This window comes from Streptomyces sp. NPDC111628, assembly GCF_055635195.1.
Map to the genome: position 1 here is coordinate 338340 of NZ_JBVKBZ010000004.1, position 20801 is coordinate 359140.

At 72.5% G+C, this 20801-nt stretch carries 17 protein-coding genes; 9 read left to right on the top strand and 8 right to left on the bottom strand.

Annotation, left to right across the window (positions count from 1 at the left end):
• Positions 1-4: 4 nt before the first annotated feature.
• From ACZ7MF_RS23535 to ACZ7MF_RS23545, 3 genes are all read right to left on the bottom strand, one after another.
• Positions 5-844, bottom strand: a complete 840-nt coding sequence (locus tag ACZ7MF_RS23535) for an endonuclease I family protein (RefSeq protein WP_471479461.1) — start codon at positions 842-844, stop codon at positions 5-7.
• A 248-nt stretch (positions 845-1092) separates the two neighbouring features.
• Positions 1093-1980 (bottom strand): MmyB family transcriptional regulator, encoded by an 888-nt coding sequence (locus ACZ7MF_RS23540; protein ID WP_471479462.1) that lies wholly within the window; start codon positions 1978-1980, stop codon positions 1093-1095.
• Between the two features lie 26 nt (positions 1981-2006).
• The gene (locus ACZ7MF_RS23545; protein ID WP_471479464.1) at positions 2007-2813 is read right to left on the bottom strand and encodes an SDR family oxidoreductase; all 807 of its coding nucleotides are present in this window, start codon (positions 2811-2813) and stop codon (positions 2007-2009) included.
• Between the two features lie 246 nt (positions 2814-3059).
• On the opposite strand from ACZ7MF_RS23545, the gene ACZ7MF_RS23550 reads away from it, so the two are divergent.
• The 4 genes from ACZ7MF_RS23550 (at position 3060) to ACZ7MF_RS23565 (ending at position 9876) form a co-directional block, all read left to right on the top strand.
• Entirely contained in the window at positions 3060-4061 is a 1002-nt protein-coding gene (locus ACZ7MF_RS23550; protein ID WP_471479466.1) for an esterase-like activity of phytase family protein, read from the top strand.
• A 100-nt stretch (positions 4062-4161) separates the two neighbouring features.
• Positions 4162-7911, top strand: coding sequence for an ABC transporter ATP-binding protein (locus ACZ7MF_RS23555; RefSeq protein ID WP_471479468.1), 3750 nt, complete (start codon positions 4162-4164; stop codon positions 7909-7911).
• An 83-nt stretch (positions 7912-7994) separates the two neighbouring features.
• The gene (locus ACZ7MF_RS23560) at positions 7995-8387 is read left to right on the top strand and encodes a hypothetical protein (protein ID WP_471479470.1); all 393 of its coding nucleotides are present in this window, start codon (positions 7995-7997) and stop codon (positions 8385-8387) included.
• Positions 8388-8451: 64 nt separating this feature from the next.
• Positions 8452-9876, top strand: a complete 1425-nt coding sequence (locus ACZ7MF_RS23565) for a S28 family serine protease (RefSeq protein ID WP_471479471.1) — start codon at positions 8452-8454, stop codon at positions 9874-9876.
• A 37-nt stretch (positions 9877-9913) separates the two neighbouring features.
• Here the strand turns inward: ACZ7MF_RS23565 and ACZ7MF_RS23570 are convergent, their stop codons facing one another.
• The 3 genes from ACZ7MF_RS23570 to ACZ7MF_RS23580 all read right to left on the bottom strand — a co-directional run bounded on the left by ACZ7MF_RS23570 (position 9914) and on the right by ACZ7MF_RS23580 (position 13623).
• A complete protein-coding gene (locus ACZ7MF_RS23570; RefSeq protein WP_471479473.1) occupies positions 9914-10537 on the bottom strand; it encodes a hypothetical protein in 624 nt (207 codons plus the stop codon).
• A 129-nt stretch (positions 10538-10666) separates the two neighbouring features.
• Entirely contained in the window at positions 10667-12514 is a 1848-nt protein-coding gene (locus ACZ7MF_RS23575) for a glycoside hydrolase family 3 protein (protein ID WP_471479475.1), read from the bottom strand.
• A 161-nt stretch (positions 12515-12675) separates the two neighbouring features.
• Positions 12676-13623, bottom strand: a complete 948-nt coding sequence (locus ACZ7MF_RS23580; protein WP_471479477.1) for a LysR family transcriptional regulator — start codon at positions 13621-13623, stop codon at positions 12676-12678.
• Between the two features lie 129 nt (positions 13624-13752).
• Between ACZ7MF_RS23580 and ACZ7MF_RS23585 the strand changes: the two genes are divergently transcribed.
• Both ACZ7MF_RS23585 and ACZ7MF_RS23590 read left to right on the top strand, forming a co-directional pair.
• Positions 13753-14691, top strand: a complete 939-nt coding sequence (locus tag ACZ7MF_RS23585) for an EamA family transporter (RefSeq protein ID WP_471479479.1) — start codon at positions 13753-13755, stop codon at positions 14689-14691.
• Entirely contained in the window at positions 14688-15329 is a 642-nt protein-coding gene (locus ACZ7MF_RS23590; protein WP_471479480.1) for a GNAT family N-acetyltransferase, read from the top strand. The genes ACZ7MF_RS23585 and ACZ7MF_RS23590 overlap by 4 nt, the downstream gene beginning before the upstream one ends.
• Here ACZ7MF_RS23590 and ACZ7MF_RS23595 read toward each other — a convergent pair.
• On the bottom strand, positions 15313-16113 hold the full coding sequence (locus ACZ7MF_RS23595) for a sugar phosphate isomerase/epimerase family protein (protein WP_471479482.1): 801 nt from the start codon (positions 16111-16113) through the stop codon (positions 15313-15315). The genes ACZ7MF_RS23590 and ACZ7MF_RS23595 overlap by 17 nt on opposite strands.
• 209 nt (positions 16114-16322) lie before the next feature.
• On the bottom strand, positions 16323-17369 hold the full coding sequence (locus ACZ7MF_RS23600; RefSeq protein WP_471479484.1) for a LacI family DNA-binding transcriptional regulator: 1047 nt from the start codon (positions 17367-17369) through the stop codon (positions 16323-16325).
• Positions 17370-17586: 217 nt separating this feature from the next.
• Here ACZ7MF_RS23600 and ACZ7MF_RS23605 point away from each other — a divergent pair, with 217 nt between their 5' ends.
• The 3 genes from ACZ7MF_RS23605 to ACZ7MF_RS23615 are packed head-to-tail and all read left to right on the top strand — an operon-like array spanning position 17587 to position 20770.
• Positions 17587-18738 carry a Gfo/Idh/MocA family protein gene (locus tag ACZ7MF_RS23605; RefSeq protein ID WP_471479486.1) on the top strand — a complete coding sequence of 384 codons (1152 nt, stop codon included), beginning with the start codon at positions 17587-17589 and terminating at the stop codon, positions 18736-18738.
• A complete protein-coding gene (locus ACZ7MF_RS23610) occupies positions 18735-19910 on the top strand; it encodes a dihydrodipicolinate synthase family protein (RefSeq protein WP_471479488.1) in 1176 nt (391 codons plus the stop codon). The genes ACZ7MF_RS23605 and ACZ7MF_RS23610 overlap by 4 nt, the downstream gene beginning before the upstream one ends.
• A complete protein-coding gene (locus ACZ7MF_RS23615; RefSeq protein ID WP_471479489.1) occupies positions 19907-20770 on the top strand; it encodes a sugar phosphate isomerase/epimerase family protein in 864 nt (287 codons plus the stop codon). Before ACZ7MF_RS23610 ends, ACZ7MF_RS23615 begins: the two co-directional genes overlap by 4 nt.
• The last annotated feature ends 31 nt before the right edge of the window (positions 20771-20801 follow it).

Below are 20801 nucleotides of genomic sequence, written 5' to 3' on the forward strand. Positions count from 1 at the left end.
CCGCCTACCAGATCGACTCCACCCACTCCGGGTGGTCGACGAACGGGTTGCGGTTGTGCTGGTAGTCGTCGTAGATGACCTGGTTGCGGCGCTCCTCGAAGGCGTTCGGCGGGTCCTCGTCGTTCCACGCCTTGAGTACCGAGAGCTTGCCGATGTACGGGTTGCTGCCGTTGTCGACCTGGCCGTTGACCTCCAGGTCGGCGAAGCCGTCGCCGCCCTCGTAGCGGACCGCCATGTAGAAGATCATGCGGGCCACGTCGCCCTTGACGGCGTCGCGCGGCTCGAAGGAGTCGGAGTCGGTGAGGCTGCCGCCGCCCTCGCTGACCGCGCTGCCGCCGTTGTCGAAGTCCTTGTTGCCCCGGACGCTGTTGACCCGGACGTCCGAGGGGCGCAGGTGGTGGATGTCGGTGCCGGGCCCGGTCGCGGTGCCGAAGTCGCCGTGGGACTTGGCCCACACGTGCTCGCGGTTCCAGTCGCCGGTGTCGCCGCCGTTGAGCGACTTGCTGCGGGAGACGCCCGAGTAGAGCAGGACCACGTTCCCGCTGTTGTCCGGGTCCTCGTCGGTGGCCTTGAGCGCGTCCCAGACCGCCGAGTACGACAGCTTCGTCTGGTCGCTGATGATCGTGTGGAGGGACGACTTGAGGCTCGTGCCGGTCTTGCCGATCGCGTCCTTGTAGTACGTCGAGTCGTAGTCCGATGCCGATGCCGATGCCGATGCCGATGCCGTGGTCGTCGCCGTCGCCGTCGCCGGGGTCGCGGTCAGCGAGGGTGCGGCGACCCCGGCCAGTACGGCGGCCGTGGCGAGGGCCGCCGCCTTCCGGCGGCGGGTGCGTATCGCGAGCATGTGGGGTGTCCGATCTACGCGTGTGGAACGGAGTTGTAGGACGAGCGTGACATGGACATGTTGGAGGCTGAGTGTACGGAGCGTGTCGATTGCGTGACGGTCGCCGTGCCGCGTCGGTCGAACCGCCGATGCCGCCGAACCCGGCAGGCGCGGCAACCGCCCGTCGCGGGCGGCCCGCAGACCTGACCGTCAGGGCGAGGGGTGGCTTGTCGACGGCGAGGAAGGACGAGCGGTGAGTCCCGCCGGGGTCACTCGGGACCGGCCGCCCACGGGGCGAGACGCTGGGTGGCAGCCCACGATGCCAGGAGGGCCACACCGTCGGCGGCCGGTGTACCCGCGGGTGCGGTGTAGACGTTGAGGTGCAGGCCGGGTTCGGCGGGCAGTCCCAGCGACTCGACGTCCAGGTCGAGCCGGCCCACGATCGGATGGCGCACCCGCTTGCGGCCGGACCGGTGCAGCCGCACGTCCTGCGAGGCCCACCGCTGCCGGAACAGCTCACTGCCCGCCGACAGTTCGCCGATCAGGGCGATCAGCTCGTCGTCGTGCGGATTGCGGCCGGCTTCCATGCGCAGCTTCGCGGCCACGTCACCGGTGATCTGGTCGTAGTCGACGAAGAAGTCCCTGGCCGCCTCGGGGTTCAGAAAGACGAACCGCGCTGTGTTCGCGGGCCGTCGCGGGTCGGCCGGCATCGGTGAATACAGCGCGCGGGCGAGTTGATTCGTGGCGAGCACGTCGTAACGGCTGTTTCCGATCCAGGCCGGCGCGTCCGAGATCGCGTCGAGCACCTGCCGCAGCGTCGAGCGCACCGTCACGGCGGGCCCCGGCCGGCCTGGGCCGCTGGGCGCCGCGGACCGGCGAGCGAGGTGAAACAGGTGGTCGCGCTCGGCCTCGTCGAGTTGCAGCGCCAAGGCCAACGCGTCGAGCACGCCGTCGGAGGCACCGGCGAGGCTGCCGCGCTCCATACGCACGTAGTAGTCGACCGACACCCCGGCCAGCAGCGCCACCTCTTCGCGGCGCAGGCCCTTGACCCGGCGGTTGCCGCCGTAAGCGGGCAGGCCCGCCTTCTCGGGTGTGATACGGGCGCGACGCGAGCTGAGGAACTCCCGGATCTCGGTGCGCGGATCCCTCGTGGTCATTCCCTCACCGTAAGCCCGTCCCGGAATCAAGGGGTACCTGATGCGGTCGTCGCGATGCCGCCGTCCACCGGGATGATGGTGCCATTGAGGTAGGACCCGGCCCGGCCGGCGAGAAACACGGCGATTCCCGCCATGTCGTCGTCGCGGCCGAGCCGGCGCAAAGGAGTGGCCGCCGCGATCGTGTCGCCGACGGCATCGAGCGTGGACGCCATCATCTGCGACGGGAACACTCCCGGTGCTACCGCGTTCACCGTGACGTGCTGTGGGCCCAGCTCCCTGGCGAGCACTCTGGTGAGTTGATGGAGTGCCGCCTTGCTGCTGGCGTACGAGTAGTTGGGCGACTGGGCGACGTGGATGGCGGCGATACTGCCGATGTTGATGATCCGCGCGGGATCATCGACGGTGCCCGCCCCGCGAAGTGCCGGGAGCAGCGCCTGCACCAGCCAGAACGGGGACTTGAGGTTGAGGTCGAGCACCGCGTCCCAGGCCTCGTCCGGGAACGTCGCCAGCGGCTCGCGCCACATCGCTCCCGCGTTGTTGACCAGGATGTCCAGCCGCTCCGAGTCGGCCATGACAAGATCGGCGAGGCGCAGACACTCGTCGTGCCTGGACAGGTCGGCGGGGATCGCTCGAACGTCGCCGAACACGGACAGCAGCTGCTGTGCCTCCGCGCACGCGTCCGCCTTCCGTGAACTGATGACGACGCGGGCGCCCGCCTGGAGAAGGCCGCGCGCGATCATCATGCCGATGCCCCTGGTGCCGCCAGTGACGAGGGCGTACTTCCCACTCAGATCGAAGAGTTCCGTGTGAGTGGTGCATTGCTTGTCCGCCATGGGTCTCCGTACCTCGCGTGTCCATAAAGCCGCGTCCGTAAAGCCGTGTCCGTAAAGCCGTGTCCATGGAGTCGTGCCCATGGAGTGTTTTCGGCGCTTGCGACTCGACAACGCTGACAGGCGTTCCGGACGTCTGGGAGATCCTGGCGATCCAGGTACTGGGAGGTCCCCCTTCCGACGCTCCCGCATCCCAGCTTTCGGAAAGCGGTCAACTTCCGTCCATCCCGCCGCCCTAGGGTGACCGGCATGCGCCCGAGAACCCTCCGTACCGCCCTCGCCACCCTCACCGCGAGCCTCGCCGCGGCGGGCTGCCTGACCGCCGCGGGACCGGCCGCCGCCGCGCAGGAGCGGCACCCGGCGAACGCCTGCTCGCCCGCCGTGTCCCTCACCGGCTTCACCGACGCCCTCGACAAGACGACCTACGACGGCACCTACGTCGGCAACCTCTCCGCCCTCGCTCCCGGCCGGCGCGGCTCCCTGGCCGCCCTCTCCGACCGCTCGGAGCTGTTCCGGCTGGACGCGCGCACCCTGGAACCGCGCGGCGTGATCACGCTCGCCGACGAGAAGGGCGCCGCCCTCGACTCCGAAGGACTGGTCGCCGACCGGGACGGCACCTACCTCGTCTCCTCCGAGACCGAGCCGTCGGTCCGCCGTTACTCCGACACCGGCGAGCTGCTCGGCCGCCTCCCCGTGCCGGACGACCTCCGCACCGCACCGGACGGTCGCGCACAGGCGAACGGCAGCTTCGAAGGACTCACCCTCCTGCCCGGCGGCCGGACGCTGCTCGCCTCGATGGAGTACCCGCTCGACGGCGATCCCGCCGACCTGGTCCGTTTCCAGACCTGGCAGCGGACGCGGCACGGCGACTTCCGGCTCGGTGCCCAGTACACCTACCGGACGGACCCCGGTCTCGGCGTCTCCGAGGTCACCGCGACCCCCGACGGGCGCCTCCTCGTCCTGGAGCGCGGTTTCACCTCAGGCGTCGGCAACACCGTCCGCCTCCAGCTGGCCGACCGGCCCGGGCACGGCGGTGGCGCGCTGCACAAGCGGCTCCTCGCCGACCTCGCCGACTGCCCGACCCTCGGCGCCACGGCCAAGCAGCCCCAGCCCAACCCCCTCCTCGACAACTTCGAGGGGATGGCCGTGACCGGCCGCTCCGGAGGGCGTACGGACGTCCTCGTCGTCAGCGACGACAACCGGAACGACGTACAGACCACCCGCTTCCTCAGGCTCCGCGTACGCGCCTGATCACCCGGCCGATTGTTGCGGCGGGATGAAATCCCCGCTCGCCCGTGTTGGTGCCTTCCGGTAGATCAGGTGAGCAGGACGACCGACCGGAGGGCACGGCGTGGACGCGCAACGGGGCTGGGTGCGACGACTGGCGGGCTACGCCTGGCGGTATCCCAAGGACGTCGTCCTCGCCCTCGGGGCCTCGCTGGGCGGCATGGCCGTCATGGCCTTCGTGCCCCTGATCACCAAGGTGATCATCGACGACGTGATCGGCGACAAGACCAGGGACATGGCCGTCTGGGCCGGTCTCCTGATCGGCGCCGCGGCCGTCGTCTACGGCCTCACCTACATCCGCCGGTACTACGGCGGCCGACTCGCCCTCGACGTCCAGCACGACCTGCGCACCGACATGTACGGGACGATCACCCGGCTCGACGGCAGACGCCAGGACGAGCTGTCCACCGGGCAGGTGGTCGGGCGGGCGACCAGCGACCTCCAGCTGATCCAGGGCCTGCTCTTCATGCTCCCGATGACCCTCGGGAACGTCCTGCTCTTCCTGATCTCCCTGGTGATCATGGCGTGGCTGTCCCTGCCGCTCACCCTGGTCGCGCTCGCCGTCGCCCCCGCCCTGTGGTTCATCGCCCGCCGCAGCCGCACCCGGCTGCACCCCGCCACCTGGTACGCGCAGGCGCAGGCCGCCGCCGTCGCCGGGGTGGTCGACGGTTCGGTGAGCGGCGTGCGCGTGGTGAAGGGCTTCGGGCAGGAGGAGCAGGAGACCGGGAAGCTCAGGGAGGTCGGACGCAGGCTCTTCGCCGGGCGGCTGCGGACGATCAAGCTGAACGCCACCTACACCCCGGCCCTCCAGGCCGTCCCCGCGCTCGGCCAGGTCGCCATGCTCGCCCTCGGCGGCTGGCTGGCCGTCCGCGGGCACATCACCCTCGGCACCTTCGTCGCCTTCTCCACCTACCTCGCCCAGCTGGTCGGGCCCGTCCGCATGCTCGCCATGGTGCTCACCGTCGGCCAGCAGGCCCGGGCCGGCACCGAACGCGTCCTGGAGCTGATCGACACCGAGCCGGCCATCGAGGACGGTACGAAGACCCTGCCGGCCGACGCTCCCGCCACCGTCGAGTTCGACGACGTCGCCTTCGGCTACGACACGGGCGACGGGGAGCCCCGGCCCGTCCTCGACGGGCTCTCCTTCGAGATCCGCGCCGGTGAGACCCTCGCCGTCGTCGGCTCCTCCGGTTCCGGCAAGTCCACCGTCTCGCTGCTCCTGCCGCGCTTCTACGACGTGACGCGCGGTGCCGTCCTCGTCGGCGGCCACGACGTGCGCGAGCTGACGCTCGACTCGCTGCGGGCCGCCGTCGGGCTGGTGCCCGAGGACTCCTTCCTCTTCTCCGACACCGTCCGCGCCAACGTCGCCTACGGCCGCCCGGACGCCACCGACGAGGAGATCGAGGCCGCCGCGCGGGCCGCCCAGGCCCACGGGTTCATCACCGAGCTGCCCGAGGGCTACGGCACGACCGTCGGCGAGCACGGGCTGACCCTCTCCGGCGGCCAGCGCCAGCGCGTCGCGCTCGCCCGGGCGATCCTCACCGACCCCCGGCTGCTGGTCCTGGACGACGCCACCTCCGCCGTGGACGCCCGCGTGGAGCACGAGATCCACGAGGCGCTGAAGCAGGTCATGCGGGGCCGCACCACGCTCCTCATCGCCCACCGCCGTTCCACGCTGGGCCTCGCCGACCGCATCGCCGTGCTCGACCGCGGCCGCCTCGCCGACCTCGGCACCCACGAGGAGCTCCAGGAGCGCTCCGCCCTCTACCGGCGCCTGCTCACCGACCCCGACGAGCTGGGCGGCGTCTCGCCCGGCCACACCCGCCCCGCCGAGAAGGCGGAGGACACCCCCGACACCTCCGTACGCGACGAGCTGGACGCCGAGTTCGACGCCGAGCGCGGGGTCACACCCCGGCTGTGGACCGGCGACCGCGCGCCCAAGGACACCGCGCTCGCCGGCACCCCGGCCACCCCGGAGCTGCTCGCCCAGGTCGACGCGCTGCCCCCGGCGGACGGCACCCCGGACATCGACGAGACGTCGGCGGTACGGCCCGAGTCCTCCTACGGCCTGCGGCGTCTGCTGCGCGGCTTCCGCACACCCCTGCTGATCAGCCTCGCCCTGGTGGCCGTGGACGCGGGCATGGGCCTGCTGCTGCCGGTGCTGATCCGCAACGGCATCGACGACGGCGTCACCCGGGTCGCGCTCGGCGCGGTGTGGGCGTCCTCGCTCCTCGGACTGCTCGCCGTACTCGTCCAGTGGGGGGCGCAGACCGGCGAGATCCGCATGACCGGGCGGACCGGCGAGCGGATCCTGTACTCGCTCCGCCTGAAGATCTTCGCCCAGCTCCAGCGGCTCGGCCTCGACTACTACGAGCGCGAGCTGACCGGCCGGATCATGACCCGGATGACGACCGACGTGGACGCCTTGTCGACGTTCCTGCAGACGGGACTGGTCACGGCGTTCGTCTCGGTGGTCACCTTCTTCGGCATCATGGTCGCCCTGCTGGTGATCGACGTCGAACTCGCCCTGATCGTCTTCGCGACCCTGCCGCCGCTGATCATCGCCACGTACTTCTTCCGCAAGGCCAGCGTGAAGGCCTACGAACTCGCCCGCGAACGCGTGTCCACGGTCAACGCCGACCTCCAGGAGTCGGTGGCGGGCCTGCGCATCGTGCAGGCCTTCCGGCGTGAGCGGGACGGCGGGCGGCGGTTCGCCGAGCGCAGCGACAGCTACCGGCAGGCCCGCATCCGCGGACAGTGGCTGATCTCGATCTACTTCCCGTTCGTGCAGCTGCTGTCGTCGGCCGCCGCCGCGGCGGTGCTGGTCGTGGGCGGCGCACGGATCGACGACGCGACGCTGACGACCGGTGCGCTGGTGGCGTACCTGCTCTACATCGACCTGTTCTTCGCGCCGGTCCAGCAGCTCTCGCAGGTCTTCGACGGCTACCAGCAGGCGTCCGTCTCGCTGGGCCGCATCCAGGAGCTGCTGCGCGAGCCGACCTCGACCGAGGCCCCCGAGAAGCCGCGCGACGTGGCGTCCCTGCGCGGGGAGATCGCGTTCGAGGACGTGCACTTCAAGTACGGGGGTGCCGACGAGGCGGACGCCGCCCTCACCGGCATCGACCTGCGCATCCCCGCCGGGCAGACCGTCGCCTTCGTCGGCGAGACCGGTGCGGGCAAGTCGACCCTGGTGAAACTGGTGGCCCGGTTCTACGACCCGACCGGCGGCCGGGTCACCGTCGACGGGCAGGACCTGCGCGCCCTCGACCTCACCTCCTACCGGCACCGCCTGGGCGTCGTCCCGCAGGAGGCGTACCTCTTCCCCGGCACCGTCCGGGACGCCATCGCCTACGGCCGCCCGGACGCCACCGACGCCCAGGTGGAGGCGGCGGCACGGGCGGTCGGCGCGCACGAGATGATCGCCACGCTCACCGGCGGCTACCTCCACGAGGTCGCCGAGCGGGGCCGCAACCTCTCCGCCGGGCAGCGGCAGCTGATCGCGCTGGCCCGCGCCGAGCTGGTCGACCCGGACGTGCTGCTCCTCGACGAGGCGACGGCGGCCCTGGACCTGGCCACCGAGGCACAGGTCAACCAGGCCACCGACCGCATAGCGGGACGCCGTACCACGCTCGTCGTCGCGCACCGGCTGACCACGGCCGCCCGCGCGGACCGGGTCGTCGTCATGGACGGCGGCCGGGTCGCCGAGGACGGCACGCACGACGAACTGCTCGCCCTCGACGGACGGTACGCGCGGCTGTGGCGGACCTTCGTCGGCGCGGCCGAGCCCGAGGAGCCGGTCGGCGCGCTCCACTGACGCGTACGCGCAACCGTGCGACACATGTCCTGCGTCCGTACATCCGTACGTCGTCAGTGATCGCCCTACGGAGGGGGACCGCAGTGGGCCGGGCCGGTGCCGCAACTCGCCGTCGGCTGGCGCTCGGCACGGCCGTGCTGAGCGCCGCCGCGCTGCTCGCCGTCGCGATGCCGCAGGAGGCACAGGCCGCCACGGGGTGCGCCGGCCGCAAGGTGCGCACCCTGTCCTTCTCCACCGGGTCCGTCCTCGTGTACAAGCGCGGCGGCTACGTCTGCGCCGTCACGGTCCCCAGGAAGCCGGGCACGAAGCGGCAGATGTCCGTCGGCGTGCAGGCCCGGGGCGGCCGGGCGGTCGTGGACTCGGGCCGGTTCGCCCACCGCGCCGGACCGGTGACCGTGCACGCCGGAAACCGCTGCGTGCGGGTGACCGGGAAGGTGGCCAAGTCCTCGGTCGGCTCCGGCTGGATCCTCTGCTGACCCTGGTGCTCGCGGGAGTTGCTCCGATAGCTTCCGGCGGACATCAGTTTCACAGGGAGGGTGCATGCGCAAGGCGCTCAGATGGCTGCTGGCGCTCGTGGTGCTCATAGGCACCGTCAGCACGGCGGGGGCGGCCACCGCCGCCGAGCCGAAGGCCGTCGACATCAAGGACCGGCTGCTGTCCATACCGGGCATGAGCCTGATCGAGGAGAAGCCGTACACCGGCTACCGCTTCTTCGTCCTCAACTACACCCAGCCGGTGGACCACCGGCACCCGTCCAAGGGCACGTTCCAGCAGCGGATCACCGTGCTGCACAAGGACGTGAACCGGCCGACGGTCTTCTACACCGGCGGCTACAACGTCTCCACGAACCCCAGCCGGCGCGAGCCGACCCAGATCGTGGACGGCAACCAGGTCTCCATGGAGTACCGCTACTTCACGCCGTCCCGGCCCGCTCCGGCCGACTGGTCCAAGCTGGACATCTGGCAGGCCGCCAGCGACCAGCACCGCATCTTCAAGGCGCTGAAGCCGCTCTACAAGAAGAACTGGATCTCCACCGGCGGTTCCAAGGGCGGCATGACCGCCACCTACTACGAGCGTTTCTACCCGCGTGACATGGACGGCGTCGTCGCCTACGTCGCCCCCAACGACGTGGTGAACCGCGAGGACTCGGCCTACGACCGCTTCTTCGCCCGCGTCGGCACCGAGGAGTGCCGCGACAAGCTGAACGGTGTGCAGCGCGAGGCGCTGGTGCGCCGGGCGCCGCTGGAGAAGAAGTACGCGGCGTACGCGGCCGAGAACGGCTACACCTTCGACACCATCGGCACCCTCGACCGCGCCTACGAGGCCGTCGTCCTGGACTACGTGTGGGGCTTCTGGCAGTACAGCACCCTCGCCGACTGCGCGGACATCCCGGCCGACGCGAAGAACGCCACCGACGACGCGATCTGGAACTCCGTCGACACGATCTCCGGCTTCTCCGCCTACACGGACCAGGGCCTGGAGACCTACACGCCGTACTACTACCAGGCGGGCACCCAGCTGGGCGCGCCGACGATCCACTTCCCGCACATCGAGAAGAAGTACATCCGCTACGGCTACCAGCCGCCGCGCAACTTCGTGCCCCGGTCGATCCCGATGAAGTTCGAGCCGCGGGCGATGCGGGACGTCGACACCTGGGTGCGGCACAACGCCCGGCACATGCTGTTCGTGTACGGCGAGAACGACCCGTGGGGGGCCGAGCGCTTCCGCCTCGGCCACGGCGCGCGTGACTCCTACGTCCTGACCGCGCCCGGCATGAACCACGGTGCGAACGTGGCCGGTCTGGTGCCCGACCAGAAGGCGCGGGCCACGGCCCGCATCCTGGACTGGGCGGGCGTCGCCCCGGCCAAGGTCCAGGAGAACCCGTCGGCGGCCAGGCCGCTGGCGACGTTCGACGCCAGGCTGGACAAGCGGGACGTCGAACGCGAGCCGGCGCTGCGCCCGTAGGGCCCGCTCCTTTGGCACGGTGACTGTGTCCGGCCGCTCACAGCGGCCGGGCACAGCCCACCGGGTGCTCGCCGCCGAGCCGGACGTACAGACCGGTCGAGGCCGGGCAGTCCGCCCGGGTGGCGACCGCCTCGACCACCTTGAACTGCGGTGCGCGCTCGCCCCCGCCGTCGCAGGCCGCCTCGCGGACCCTGCCGCCGCCGATGTCGTGGACGCAGTCGCCGACGATGGTGCGCGGACCGCCCCCGCCGCCCGGATCGCCGGGGTGCGGCGGCCCAAGCCCGCGCATGCAGGCGTAGCCCCGGGGTACGGCCCCGTCGCCGTCCTCGTCGGCGGACGGCCGGCGCTCACTGATGTGCAGGACGAAGTCGGTGGTGGCGGGACACGGCGGGCCGTTGCCCGCGCGGCCGTCCTCCCGGGCCACCACCCGGGCCGCCGCCCGTTCGCTGTCGCAGGGCACCTCGGTGGGGGCGAGCGCGCCGAACGAACTGCACTCGCCCACCGCCAGGAACACCGCCCCGTACCCGGACGGCCGCACCCCGGCCGCCGCGGTGTCCGCCGCCGGGCCTCGGTCTCCCGGGCTCCGGCAGCCCGTCAGCAGTACGGCACACACCACGGCACACAGCAGGGCGTGCACCCCTGCGGCCCATCGCTCACGCATCGCCGTCCCCCCGGAGTCCCCGGTCCAGCGTGGCCCGCCGGAGCGGGCGCACGCCAGACGCGCGGGAGGCTTTGCGCACGGGCGAGGAGGGCGCCCCCGGCGCGTGCCGTAGCGCGCGCTACGACCGGGCTACGACCGGTAGGTCAGCCCGTGTCCGAGCGGAAGGAGCACCGTGTCCGGGTCGTCCGCGCGCACCACCGGCACCGGCAGCTTCCCGCGCGGCCGCGCCCGACCGGCGATCACCCGGGCCGCCGCCCGCACTTCCACGTCGGTCCAGGAGTACGCGGCGAGGAAGGCGGGGACGCCGGGGAGCTGGGCGACGTCGTAGGGGTTGCGGACGGCGACCGCGACGACCGGCTTCCCGGTCTCCAGCAGCCGCGTGACCAGGGTGCGCTGGCTGCTGCCCGCGGTCACGTTGTACGTGGCGACGACCACCGCGTCGGCGTCCCCGGCCGCCGCGACGGCCCGGTCGATCACGGCGGCGGAGGGCGCGGTGCCGGTGGACAGGGCGGTGGCGGTGAAGCCCAGTTCCGTCAGCGCGCCCGCGAGTACGCCGGTGGGCGGCCCGGTCGTGCCCGACGGCGAGGCCGGATCGGCGCCCACCACCAGCAGCCTGCGGTGTGCGCGGCGCGAAAGCGGCAGCAGCCGCTCCTCGTTGACCAGCAGCGTCGTGGTCCGCTCCGCGATCCGGTCGGCGGCGGCCAGGTGCGCCCGGGTGCCGACGGTCCGGTCGACGTCCCGGCGGCTGGTGTAGGCGTCCCGGAACAGCCCCAGCTTGGCCTTCAGCCGCAGCACGCGCAGGATCGATTCGTCCAGCCGTGCCTCGGTGAGTTCGCCCTCCTGTACGGCCGTCAGGACGGCGTTCCAGGCGAGCGGCAGGTCCGGCGGGTTGAGCAGCTGGTCGACACCGGCCTTCAGCGCCAGCACCGGCACCCGCGCGTCCCCGTACTTCGTCCGTACGCCCTCCATGCCGAGGGAGTCGGTGACCACGACCCCGTCGTAGCCCAGCTCCTCGCGCAGGATGCCGGTGAGGATGGGACGGGAGAGGGTGGCCGGGTCGCCGGAGTCGTCGAGCGCGGGGACCATCAGGTGGGCGGTCATGATGGCGTCGATGCCGGCCTCGACCGCCGCGCGGAAGGGCGGCGCGTCCAGCTCCTCCCACTGCTCGCGGCTGTGCGTGATGACCGGGAAACCGGTGTGGCTGTCGGTGGCGGTGTCGCCGTGCCCGGGGAAGTGCTTGGCGCACGCGGCCACCCCGGACCGCTGATACCCCGTCACCTCCGCCGCCACGAGCCCCGCCACGGCGTCCGGGTCGGCGCCGAAGGAGCGTACGCCGATCACGGGGTTGGCCGGATTGACGTTCACGTCGGCGACGGGGGAGTAGTCCTGGCGGATGCCCAGGGCGTGCAGCTCGGCGCCCGCGATCCGGCCGAGGGTACGGGCGTCGGACCGCGACCCGCCCGCCCCGACGGCCATCGCGCCCGGGAAGAGGGTGGCGGGCTCGCCCACGCGGGCCACTATGCCGTGCTCCTGGTCGGTCGAGATGAGCACGGGCAGACCGCGCGGCTGCTCCAGGGAGGCCTTCTGGATGCCGTTGGACAGGTCGGCGATCTGGTGCGGGTCGCGGGTGTTGTGCGCCCAGGCGAAGTAGATGATGCCGCCGACCCGGTACCTGGCGACCAGCTCGGCCGCGGTGCGGACGCCGATCTCCTCGAGGTTGGCGTCGATGTCGGCCTGGTCGGGGTCGGTGGCGGAGTGGCCGTAGACCCGCATGACGAAGAGCTGCCCGACCTTCTCCTCCAGCGTCATGCGGGAGATCAGGCCGCGGAGCCTGTCGTCGTCGGGCCTGCGGGCGTCGGCGTGGGCCGTACCGCCCCCGGCCGCGAGGGCCGCGGTGACGACCGCGGTGGCGGTGAGGACGGTACGTCTGGAGGGCTGTGCGGTGCTTCCCGTGCCGGCCGTGCTGCTGTGGTGCACGTGCGCTCCTTCCGGAGAGCTGGTGAAGGAAACTGCCAAGGAGTCACCAATATCCGGGAAGTTTCTGCCAGTCAAGGGACCGCACACGAGTCGCCCGAGCGGCGGAGGGCGCCGAGAAGGGGCCGGCCGGGTCCGGCCCGCTCGGGCGGGCGGGACGTCGGTCAGGCGGAGCCCACGGGCACGGACACGGGCGTCGGGCTGCCGTGGGCCGACGCGCCCGGCCAGTGGGCCCGGAGCGTGCGGACCGTTTCCGCGATGGCCGGGCGGCGGGCCGCGCCCGTGCGCCACAGGGCGTACAGCCGCCGTACCGGCATCGGGTCGAGCGGCACCTCCACCACCCCCGCCGGGAGCGGGCCGCGCCCCAGCCGGGGGATGAGGGCGACCCCGAGGCCGGCCGCGACCAGCGCGACGAGGGTCGGGTTCTCGTCCGCCTGGTGGACGATGTCCGGCTCGTGCCCGGCGCCCCGCAGCGTGCGCATCAGCCAGTCGTGGCAGACCCGCCCGGGCGGCTGGCAGATCCACCGCTCCCCGCCCAGCTCGTCCCGCCGCACGGCCGTCCGGCCCGCGAACCGGTGCCCCTCGGGCACCAGCAGGTCGCACAGGTCCTCGCCGACCGGCGCCTGCTCCACCCCGGCCGGTGCCGGGAGCGGGGCGATGTCCCAGTCGTGGGCCACCACCAGGTCCACGGCGCCCTTGGCCACCAGGTCCACGGACAGGTGCGGGTCGACCTCGGTGAGCCGCGCGTCCAGCCCGGGGTGTCGCACCGCCAGGTCGGCGAGCACGGACGGCAGCAGCCCGCGCGCCGCCGACGCGAACGCGGCGATGGTCAGCCGCCCCGACGGCACCCCGCGCCGCTCCTCCAGCCGGGTCTCCGCCCGCTCCACGATGGCCAGCAACTCCGCCGCCGCTCCGACCAGTTGCCAGGCCTCGTCGGTGAGCCGGACCCCGCGCCCCTCCCGTTCGAGGAGCACCGTCCTGGTCTCCCGCTCCAGCTTGGCGATCTGCTGCGACACGGCGGACGGGGTGAAGCCGAGCGCGGCGGCGGCCGCCCCGACCGTCCCGTGCACGGACACGGCGTGCAGGGCGCGCAGGCGCTGGAGGTCGAGCATGACGGCTCCCGAGAGCGAGACGAGGGCAGGGGCAGGGGCGGGGCAGTGTTGAAGCGTTAGCAATACTTCATCCAACCATGCACCAATCATCGCTGGTGCTGAACGGTCCTTCCGGCCGATCCTCGACGCATGCGACCTTCCCACCTCCTCCTCGCCGTGCTCGTCGCCGCCGTCTGGGGCGTGAACTTCACGGTCATCGAGATCGGCCTCGACCACTTCCCGCCGCTCCTCTTCTCCGCCCTGCGCTTCCTGGCGGCCGCCCTGCCCGCCGTCTTCCTGGTGGGCCGTCCGAAGGTCGCCCTGAAGTGGATCGTGGCGGTGGGACTGGTGCTGGGCGTGGCCAAGTTCGGCCTGGTCTTCGTGGGCATGGACGCGGGCATGCCCGCCGGGCTGTCGTCCCTCGTCCTGCAGATCCAGGCCGTGTTCACCGCGGTGATCGCCGCAGCGGTCCTCGGCGAACGCCCCTCCCGCCTCCAGGCCCTGGGCATGCTGGTCGCGCTGGGCGGCATCGGCGTGGCCGCGGTCGACGAGGGCGCCTCGGGCCCCCTGGGCGCGTTCCTGATGGTGATCGGCGCCGCGGCGGCATGGGGCGTGTCCAACGTCCTGACCCGCAAGGCGTCCCCGCCCGACGCGCTGAACTTCATGGTGTGGGTCTCCACCGTCCCCGTGCTGCCCCTGCTGGCCCTCTCCCTGCTCACCGAGGGCCCCGGCGAGGACCTCGCGGCCCTGCGCGCCCTGGACTGGCAGGGGACGGGCACGATCCTCTTCGTCGCCTGGGTCTCGACCGTCTTCGGCTTCGGCGCCTGGGGCTGGCTGCTGCGCCGTCACCCCGCCTCGACGGTCGCGCCGTTCTCCCTCCTGGTGCCGGTCTTCGGCATGTCCTCGGCCGCCCTCTTCCTCGGCGAGTCGGTGACCCCCCTGCGCTGGTGCGCGGCGGCCCTGCTGGTGGGCGGGGTGGCGCTGACGACGCTGACTCCCGCCCGCAGGCGCGTGCCGGAGACGCCCGTCCGCACCTCCCCGGAATTCGCTGGACGGGCCCCCGCACCGGCTGAAGAATCCGTAGCGTGACATTCACGCTGAAGGGCCCGGTCCTCGAAGGCACGCTGGTACGACTGGAGCCGCTGAGCCACCGGCACGCGGTCGACCTGGCGGCGGCGGTGGGCGAGGACCGGGGCACCTACGACTTCACGTGGGTGCCGGGGCCCGACCAGGTCGGCGCCTACATCGACTTCCAGCTGGCCAGGGCGGCCACCGGACGGCTGGCACCCTACGCGCAGGTCTCCCGCGCCACCGGCCGCGCGGTCGGCACCACCGCCTACTGGGAACCCCGCTCCTGGCTCACCGACGACGTGCTCGACGCCGTCGAGGTCGGCTTCACCTGGCTGGCCCGTTCCGCCCAGGGCACGGGCGTCAACGCCGAGGCCAAGCTGCTGCTGTTCCGCCACGCCTTCGAGGTCTGGGCCGTGTCCCGCGTCGACCTCAAGACCGACGCCCGCAACCGGCGCTCCCGCGCCGCGATCGAGAGGACCGGCGCCCGCTTCGAGGGCGTCCTGCGCAACTGGTCCCGCTCCTCGGTGCCGGGCGAGGAGGGCCGGCTGCGGGACTCCGCGATCTACTCGATCACGGCGGCGGAGTGGCCGGAGTGCCGGGAGCGGCTGGAGCACCGGGTCCGGTCGGCGGCGCCCGCCCTCACGCCGCGTCCGTGAGCAGCCGGGCGAGGTGCTCGCGCCCCTGCCCCAGCAGCTCGGGCAGCGGGGCCGCCGACTCGTACCACCGCTTCTCGTACTCCCAGCACAGCCAGCCGTCCCAGCCGTGCCGGGACAGCACGTCCACCACCTCGGTGAGCGGCAGCACCCCGGCGCCCAGCGCCAGCGGCGTGGTGTCCTCGGCGGAGGCGATGTCCTTGACCTGGACGTAGCCGAGGTGCGGGGAGAGCGCCGCGTAGGTGTCAAAGGGCTGCTCGCCGCCCAGCCAGGTGTGCATCACGTCCCACAGGGCACCGGCCCGCAGATGCCCGACCGGGCCGAGGACGCGCATCGCGTCGGCGCCGGTGCGGTGCGAGTCGTGGGTCTCCAGCAGGATGCTCACGCCGCGCTCGGCGGCGTACTCGGCGGCGGTGCCCAGCCGCCGGGCGGCCGTCGCGTCGGCCTCCTCGGCACTCTGCTCGGTGCCGCCGCCGGGGAAGACCCGGACGTACGGGGCGCCCAGGTCGCGGGCGAGGTCGAGCAGGCCGCGGATCTCGGCGAGGACCGGTTCGTCGTCGCCGGGCGCGGCGACCCGCGCGTACCCCGCGAGCCCCAGCGGCTCGACACCGGCCGCCTTGAACTCCGCCGCCACCGCGGCCCGTTCGTCCGGACCCAGGCCCGGATGGACCGGTTCCTCCGGGTGGGCGCGCAACTCGACACCGTGGTAGCCGTGCGCGGTCGCGAGCCCCAGCACGTCGGTCAGGGGCAGTCCGGGAACACCGAGAGTGGAGAACGCCAGCTTCATGCCCACGGAGCGTACCCGCGATCACCGGCTTCACCTGTCGACGCGAGCCGGTAAATCCAACCCGTCCGGTCACCTATGGACGCGGGCCGGACATCTCAGCCCGTCCGGCGCTTGAGGACGAGGCCGTCCAGGCCGAAGCGGGGGTCTGGGGGCGGCAGCCCCCAGCAACGCCCACACCGACGCGGGCCGCCGCGACACCAACGGTCCGTTCAAGACCGCGGCCCTCCGGAGGACCCCCGTACCATCAACTCCCCCCGCACCGTCGCGATCCCGCCCACCGGCGCTTCCTCCCGCCCCATCGCGACCCGTCCCGCCCGGGCCCCCGCCTCCGCCAGCGGCAGCCGGACCGTCGTCAGCGCGGGCACCGCGTCGATGCTGAACGGCAGGTCGTCGAAACCGGCCACGGACACGTCGTCCGGGATCCGCAGCCCCGAGTCGCGCAGCGCCGCGCACGCGCCCAGCGCGACCGTGTCGTTCGCGGCGACGACCGCGGTCAGCGTCGGGTCCCTGCGCAGCAGTTCCAGCGTCGCCTCGTAACCGGCCTGCCGGTCGTAGCGGCCGTGGACGGTCCAGCGCGGGTCCTCCTCGATGCCGTGCGCGGCGAGCGCCGCGCGGTGGCCCTCCAGCCGGTGCCGCGTCGTGGTCCGTTCCTCCGGACCGGCGATGTAGCCGAGCCGACGGTGCCCGAGCCCGATCAGGTGCTCGGTCAGCTCCCGGCCGCCCCCGCGGTTGTCGAAGGTGAGCGCGATCGCCCCGGTGTCCGGCGCCGGCGGCCGTCCGCACAGCACCACCCGCGTCCCGGCCTCGACGAGCCTGCGCAGCTTCGCCGCCACGGCCGCCTGATGGGTCTCGTCCTCCATCGCGCCGCCGGTCAGCACCACCGCCGCCGCGCGCTGGCGTTGCAGCAGCGTGAGGTAGGTCAGCTCGCGCTCCGGGGTGCCGCCGGTGTTGCAGACCACGGCGAGTCTCTCGCCGCCCGCTCTGCCGCCGGGCCCGCCGATCTCGGACTGGACGGCGCCGGCCATGATGCCGAAGAACGGGTCGGCGATGTCGTTGACGAGGATGCCCACCAGGTCGGACGTGGCCGCCGCCAGCGCGCTCGCGGGGCCGTTGAGCACGTAGTCCAGCTCGTCGACGGCCTTGAGTACCCGCTCCCGGGTGGAGGCGGCCACCGGATAGTTGCCGTTCAGCACGCGCGACACCGTCGCGGGGGAGACCTGGGCGCGGGCCGCCACGTCCGCCAGTGTCACCGTCATGTCCTCGTCCTCCGCATCGCGCGTGTGAGCCGAACGCCGTACCGGCTGACCTTACGGCCACCGCCCGCCGTCGTTCGCCCCCTCGAACAACTCACCCGAACCACGGTCTTGTCCAGACCACCGTTCACAGGCTAGCTTCGTTCTACATAGAAAGCGCTTGCTGCACGGTTCGAGCTCGATCCGCGGCTTGCGGCATGGCTCGTACGAAGGGAATGACGTGACACGCAAGACGGTGCGTATCGCCATGAACGGTGTGACCGGGCGCATGGGCTACCGCCAGCACCTCGTCCGCTCCATCCTGGCCCTGCGCGAACAGGGCGGCCTCGACCTCGGCGACGGCACCGTGCTGTGGCCGGAGCCGGTCCTGGTCGGCCGCCGCGAGCACGCGCTGCGGGCGCTGGCCGAACGCCACGGGCTCGACCACGTCTCCACGGACCTCGACGCGGTCCTGGCCGACGACGGCATCGACATCTACTTCGACGCCCAGGTGACCTCGGCCCGCGAGGAGGCGATCAGGAAGGCGATCGCCGCGGGCAAGCACATCTACACCGAGAAGCCCACCGCCACCGGCCTGGACGGCGCCCTGGAACTGGCCCGCCTCGCCCAGGCCAAGGGCATCAAGCACGGCGTCGTCCAGGACAAGCTCTTCCTCCCCGGCCTGCTCAAGCTCAAGCGCCTCATCGACGGCGGCTTCTTCGGGCGGATCCTGTCGGTGCGCGGCGAGTTCGGCTACTGGGTCTTCGAGGGCGACTGGCAGGAGGCGCAGCGCCCGTCCTGGAACTACCGCAGCGAGGACGGCGGCGGCATCGTCGTCGACATGTTCCCGCACTGGGAGTACGTCCTGCACGAGCTGTTCGGCCGGGTGAAGTCCGTCCAGGCCCTCACCGCCACCCACATCCCCGAGCGCTGGGACGAGAAGGGCAAGCCCTACGACGCCACCGCCGACGACGCCGCCTACGGCGTCTTCGAGCTGGACGGCGGCGCGATCGCGCAGATCAACTCCTCCTGGGCGGTCCGCGTCAACCGCGACGAACTGGTCGAGTTCCAGGTCGACGGCACCGAGGGCTCGGCCGTCGCGGGACTGCGGGGCTGCCGCGTCCAGCACCGCTCGGCCACCCCCAAGCCGGTGTGGAACCCGGACATCCCCGCCACCGAGGTCTTCCGCGACCAGTGGCAGGAGGTCCCCGGCAACGGCGAGTTCGACAACGGCTTCAAGGCCCAGTGGGAGCTGTTCCTCAAGCACGTCTACGCCGACGCCCCCTACCAGTGGGACCTGCTGGCCGGCGCCCGCGGCGTGCAGCTCGCCGAGCTGGGCCTGAGGTCCTCCGCGGAGGGCCGCCGCCTCGACGTACCGGAGATCGCTCTGTGACCCTCCACCTGCCGAGCGCCGACGGCACCCTGCGCGCCTACGAGCCCCGCCCGGAGCCGTCGCACCGCACCCGGACGAGCACGGGAAGCGCTTTCACCTCGCGTACGGTCTTCTCGGCCGCGCACGTCGTCGCCGACCCGTACGCGGACACCACCCCCGACGGGCCCGCCGCCGTCGACTGGGACGCCACCCTCGCCTTCCGCCGCCACCTGTGGTCCCACGGACTCGGCGTCGCCGAGGCGATGGACACCGCCCAGCGGGGCATGGGCCTGGACTGGCCCACGGCGGCGGAGCTGATCCGCCGCTCCGCCGCCGAGGCGAAGGCGACCGGCGGCCGCATCGCCTGCGGCGTAGGCACGGACCAGCTGACCGCCACCGCCGCGACCACGGCGACCCTCGCGGCCGTACGGTCGGCCTACGAGGAACAGCTCGCCGTCGTCGAGGAGTCGGGCGCCCAGGCCATCCTGATGGCCTCCCGCGCCCTCGCCGCGACCGCGAAGGGCCCGGACGACTACCTGGAGCTCTACGGCCACCTCCTGCGCCAGGCCGCCGAACCCGTGATCCTGCACTGGCTGGGCCCGATGTTCGACCCGGCCCTGGAGGGCTACTGGGGCTCGTCCGACCTGGACACGGCGACCGACACCTTCCTGGAGGTCATCGCCGCCCACCCCGACAAGGTCGACGGCATCAAGGTCTCCCTCCTGGACGCGCAGCGCGAGATCGACCTGCGCCGCCGCCTGCCGCGGGGCGTGCGCTGCTACACCGGCGACGACTTCAACTACCCGGAGCTGATCGCGGGCGACGAGCAGGGCTTCAGCCACGCCCTGCTCGGCATCTTCGACCCGCTGGGCCCGCTGGCCGCCGAGGCGGTCCGGGTGCTCGACACCGGGGACACGGACGGCTTCCGCGCCCTGCTCGACCCCACCGTCGAACTCTCCCGCCACCTCTTCCAGGCGCCCACCCGCTACTACAAGACGGGCGTGGTCCTCCTGGCCTGGCTGTCCGGCCACCAGAGCCACTTCACGATGGTCGGCGGCCTCCAGTCGGCCCGCTCGCTGCCGCACTTCGCCCGCGCCTACGAACTCGCCGACGGACTCGGCCTGTTCCCCGACCCGAAGCTGGCCGAGGAGCGCATGCGGAACCTGCTCGCCCTGTACGGAGTGAACGCATGAGCGACACCGGCCTGACGCGCTTCAGCATCAACCAGATGACGGTGAAGCAGCTCTCCCTGCCCGAACTGACCGCCGCCTGCCGCGAACTGGGCATCGGCAACGTCGGCCTGTGGCGCGAACCCGTGCAGGCCTACGGCGTCGAGGCCGCCGCCAAGCTGGTCCGCGACGCGGGTCTGACCGTCACCACCCTGTGCCGCGGCGGCTTCCTCACGGCCGTCGACCCCGGCGAACGCGCCAGGGCCCTGGCCGACAACCGCCGTGCCGTCGACGAGGCCGCCGCCCTCGGCACCGACACCCTCGTCCTGGTCTCCGGCGGTCTCCCGGCCGGCGACAAGGACCTGCGGGCCGCCCGCGAGCGCATCGCGGACGCGCTGGCGGAGCTGGGCCCGTACGCCGAACGGCACGGGGTGCGCCTCGCCATCGAACCGCTGCACCCCATGTACGCCGCCGACCGCTGCGTGGTCTCCACCCTCACCCAGGCCCTGGACCTCGCCGAACGCTTCCCGGCCCGGCAGGTCGGCGTCACCGTCGACACGTACCACATCTGGTGGGACGACCGGGCGCCCGAGCAGATCGCCCGGGCCGGCGCGGGCGGCCGCATCCACACCTTCCAGCTCGCCGACTGGACGACCCCGCTGCCCGAGGGCGTCCTCAACGGCCGCGGCCAGATCGGGGACGGCGCGATCGACATGCGGGAGTGGAAGGGGTACGTCGAGGCGGCCGGATACACCGGCGCCATCGAGGTCGAGCTGTTCAACGAGGGGCTGTGGGCGCGGGACGGACGGGAGGTGCTCGCCGAGACGGCGGCCCGGTTCGCTGCCCACGCGGGAGACGCCGCGGACCCGCCGCCCGGAAAATAATTCCGGCGACCCGTGCAACCCTTCCGCCCTG